General features: G+C 70.1%; 4 protein-coding genes. All 4 read right to left on the minus strand.

What is annotated here, in order from left to right:
• Positions 1-787 (minus strand): DUF222 domain-containing protein (locus VFZ39_RS06910; protein ID WP_330864999.1); only part of this gene is annotated, 787 nt, incomplete at its 3' end.
• A gap of 184 nt (positions 788-971) precedes the next feature.
• Positions 972-1,856: a homocysteine S-methyltransferase family protein gene (locus VFZ39_RS06915; RefSeq protein ID WP_330865000.1), complete on the minus strand. Its 885-nt coding sequence runs from the start codon at positions 1,854-1,856 to the stop codon at positions 972-974.
• Positions 1,853-2,146, minus strand: coding sequence for a virulence factor (locus tag VFZ39_RS06920; protein ID WP_330865001.1), 294 nt, complete (start codon positions 2,144-2,146; stop codon positions 1,853-1,855). Before VFZ39_RS06920 ends, VFZ39_RS06915 begins: the two co-directional genes overlap by 4 nt.
• 137 nt (positions 2,147-2,283) lie before the next feature.
• Positions 2,284-3,021 carry a winged helix-turn-helix transcriptional regulator gene (locus tag VFZ39_RS06925; RefSeq protein ID WP_330865002.1) on the minus strand — a complete coding sequence of 246 codons (738 nt, stop codon included), beginning with the start codon at positions 3,019-3,021 and terminating at the stop codon, positions 2,284-2,286.
• Positions 3,022-3,271 lie beyond the last annotated feature (250 nt).

Consider the following 3,271-nt stretch of genomic DNA (forward strand, 5'->3'; position numbering starts at 1 on the left):
ACATCCGGGCCCCGTGGTCGCGGGTGTCCTCCCCCGACTCACACCCCTCGCCTGCAGGGTCGCCCGCGGGGTCTTTGGCGGGCGTGGGTTTGGTGAACGGGAGGAGGGCGGCGCGCAGGGTGGCGCCGTCCTCGACGCTGCCACGACCGCGGATCCGGACCCCACCCAGGCCGTCGTCGGTGATCGACAGCCCCCGGTCGAGGTGGGCGGCGCGTTCCTCGCGGTCCAGGTCCTTCTCCGCCCGCTTCTCCTCACCCTCCGGGTCCACCACCGCCAGCAGGTGGCGGCCGGCGCGGTGCAGCTCGGAGGCGTTCAACCGGGCCGCTTCGGCGATCAGCCTCTGCTCACCCCGCCGCCGCACATGAGAAGCCTTGGGGAGCCGGCGGATGGCGTCGACGATGATCCCGGCCTGCTGCGACGAGACCCTGCCCGCCGCGAGCGCGCCGTGGGTGGCGGCCCGGTCGGCGACCAGCTCACGCGCGTGGCGGACGGTGCGTTTCCCCTCGCCGCAGGTGGTGCCGGCCAGGTGGGTGTACCAGTCCGCCGTCGACCCCCAGGCGAACTGCTTACGGGGGATCTCGCGGGCATCGATCTCCGCCAGCAGCGAGGCCTCCAGCGCGGCGGTCCTCGCCTTCAGCTGCTGGATCTCCTCCACCCCGGCCACCAGCTCCCCGTCGGGGCGGGCCGACCACAACACGTCGGCGACCCCGTCGACCCCCGCACACGCCGACGCCACGACACCGGCCGCGTCAGCCGGTGTCGGATACGGGAGCGGAGTGATCGCCATGAACCCATTCACCCGCATCGCGCCGACAAGATCGACCGCCCCGACCGCCGCTTGTGGACAAGCGCGCCCGAACACGCGTTGTGCACGAACAACGGCCCCGGAACCTCCAGGATGACCACGCCAAGCGCCCACGACCGAAGTACTGCTCCACGCGCCCGGGGGCACGCCCTCACGTCGTCGAGGCTCAGGTTGGGAGCAGGGCGGCACCCATGGCTGCGATGTGCGCCGACGTCGAGCCACAGCAGCCGCCGATCAAGTCGATTCCGAGTTCGGCCAGCCGGGTGGCGTGCGCAGCCATTTCGTCGGCGTTGGCGTCGTACTCGAAGTGGTCGCCCACTACCTGCGGGAGGCCGGCATTCGACTGGGCGACCAGGAGTACGCCGCCAGTGCGGGCCTGCACCATCTCCGCGGCAATGATCTCCATCTCGCCGGGACCACGACCACAGTTGGCGCCCACTGCGTCGGCACCTGCCTCGGCCAGGTGCGCCACTGCGTCGCCCGGGCGGACGCCCATCATGGTGCGCAGGTTGCTGTCGAAGCTCATCGTCACCGCGACCGGACGCTCGGGTGCGACCTCCCGCGCTGCAGCGAGGGCGGCGTCAGCCTCAGCGAGGTCGCTCAGCGTCTCCACCAGCACCAGGTCGATCCCGCCCTCGACCAGCGCAGCGAGCTGATCGGCGAACAGCGCCTGCGCCTCCTCGCGCGTCAGGGTCCCGAGCGGCGCTAGCAGCTCGCCCGTGGGGCCAAGGCAGCCGGCGACGCGGAGTCCGCGCGCGTCGGCCACCGATCGCGCGAGATGCGCCGCAGTCCGGTTCACCTCGCGGACGCGGTCGCTGAGCCCGTGCATGTCCAGCCGAGGCCGAGAGCCGCCGAAGGTGTTGGTGGTCAGCAGCTGCGCTCCCGCGTCGGCGTACGCCCTGTGCGCGGCGCGGACTGCGTCGGGGTTCTCGAGGTTCCAGAGCTCACCGGGCGCCCCGTCCTCGAGACCGCTGTCTTGGAGCAACGTGCCCATGGCGCCGTCGACCAGGACCGGACGGCCCTCGTCCAGCAGCGCGGCGAGCCGGTTCACCGGCCCAGCCCATCGAGGTAACCGGCGATCCTGTCGACCGGCCACTCGGCGTCCAGCTCGCCGATGACTCGGTCGAGCACCTCCCCCGGCGTTCCGTCGGCCCCGGTCCACGGGGATCGATCCCAGCCCGCGAGGTAGTCGTCGGCTCCGGTGTCACCGAGCCTCATCGCAGCCTCATCGATCGCCTCTTGGAACCGCGGTGCGAGCTGGGACTTCACGGTCTCGTCGCCCGCCCGGGCTGTCACCATTGACGGAAGCTCGCGCCACCGGGTCACCTGGTACTCCGTCATATGTCTGAGCCTAGGTAACAGCCCTGGGTCTCGCGGAAGTCGTCCGGCGAGTGAACGTCAAGTCGCCGGGCTGAGGGCAAGGGGGTCGAGGCGCCCAGCGGCGCACGTCGTAGTCGCACAGCTGACGATGGGCACCCTCAGTGGGTAGAGACCGCGACCGTCGACGAGGACGGGTCCCGGTGAGGTTCATCGTCGTGCAGGGGTTGTGGACCGTGGTCGTGATGCCGGTGCCAGGTTGGTAAGGCTCGGGCCAGTGCACGGGGACCGCGTACCTCGATCCCTCCGGATCGAAGGGCTGCGCCCCATCGGAGCTCGCCGAGATGCCAGCGCGCGAAGGCCAAGGGATCGTTCACGATGACGACGAGATGTTCGTCGCCGCCCGGGTGCTTCTCGCAGATCTCGGCGTTGCCGCGCTCGATCAGCAGCCAATTCCGGCTTCCCCCGCCGCGCAGCGTGGGGTAGTCGAACCGAACCAGAGTGCGACGCTGCGGCAGCACGTCGCCATCGAGGAAGAACATCGCCCACATCCACAACACCACACCGGGATGCCCCTGCTCGGGGCTCAGGTCCGCCCATCTCGATCCCCAGTGCTGGAGCGCCACCAGGACGGCCGACAGCTCGCGACCCGCCTCGGTCGGTGTGTACGTCGAGCCGCGGCCGTCCGGCTTGTCCCGGATCTCGATCACGCCAGCGTGTTCGAGCTCTCGCAGTCGCTTCGACAGCAGGCCACGGGAGAGTCCCGGAGCGCCGTCGGCGATCTCGTTGAAGCTCCTGCAGCCCAGGATGACGATGTTGCGCAGGATGATGATGGACCAGCGCTCGGCCAGCAGCTCCGACGCACGAGCGATGGGACAGTACTGCCCGTAAGTCCGCACCCGCCCAGTCTGGCACCGCCACCCGGGTTCAGGAACTGAACTTGTGGTGCCTCTCTCGGTGCCGGACCTTGAAAGCCAAGGTCCCATCAGGTGAGAGGTGCGCGCGATGGATCTCGACGAGCTGGTCTTCCACCCCTGGACAGTGCAAGGACCACGCCAGGCGCGGACCTTCATCGGCGGTGCAGGTAGCCATCTCCTGGACGACGCCGGCCGGCGCTACCTGGACTTCGGCTCCCAGCTGGTCTTCACC

Origin of the sequence: Nocardioides sp., from assembly GCF_036374615.1 — a bacterium.
Classification (GTDB): domain Bacteria; phylum Actinomycetota; class Actinomycetes; order Propionibacteriales; family Nocardioidaceae; genus Nocardioides.

Coding starts and splice junctions, on each gene's coding strand:
- VFZ39_RS06920 (WP_330865001.1), bottom strand. CDS start 2,146: ATGACGGAGTACCAGGTGACCCGGTGGCGCGAGCTTCCGTCAATGGTG.